At 67.4% G+C, this 595-nt stretch carries 1 pseudogene; it reads right to left on the bottom strand.

Features of this window, described 5'->3' with window-relative positions:
- Positions 1 to 571: pseudogene (locus tag EIM48_RS15645) on the bottom strand (transposase); the annotation flags it as partial.
- Positions 572 to 595: the final 24 nt, after the last annotated feature.

Consider the following 595-nt stretch of genomic DNA (forward strand, 5'->3'; position numbering starts at 1 on the left):
CGGATGTCGTTGCCGGAACGGCGGCGGCGCGGCCGGCGGCGGGGAATGTTCAAACCCAGCTGGCGCCACAGGCGCCGCACCCGGGCCTCGCCCAGGTCCAACCAGGCCGCCATGCGGCGATACCCGAACCGCGGCACCTTCGGCGACGCGGCCAGCAGCCGCTCGGCCACCGCCTGGTCCTTGGCGGCCTGGCGCGGGGCGTAGCTGGCGATGCGGCGGCTCAGGCCCAAGTAACGAAGGGCCTTTCGCTGCGAGATACCCCGACGGACCAGCACCTGGACCGTGTCGCGTCGTTCCGACGGGGTCATCATTTTTTTCGGACGATCTCCTTCATCCCGTCGATGACCAGCATCTGCTCGGCCACCAGCCGCTTGAGCCGGGCGTTCTCGGACTCGAGGTCCTTGAGCCGCCGGGCGTCGGGCACGTCCAGGCCACCGAACTTGTTGCGCCAGCGGAAAAAGGTCTGCTCGGTCAGGTTGTGCTTCTTGCACAGGGCCTTGATCGACATGGCGCCGACCTCGGCCTCGCGCAGGATGCCGATGATCTGCTCGTCGGTGAATCGCTTCTTCATGGAGCTCTCCTTGCCTGTTAAGGG

Source organism: Pseudoxanthomonas sp. SGNA-20 (assembly GCF_003931635.1).
Classification (GTDB): domain Bacteria; phylum Pseudomonadota; class Gammaproteobacteria; order Xanthomonadales; family Xanthomonadaceae; genus Pseudoxanthomonas.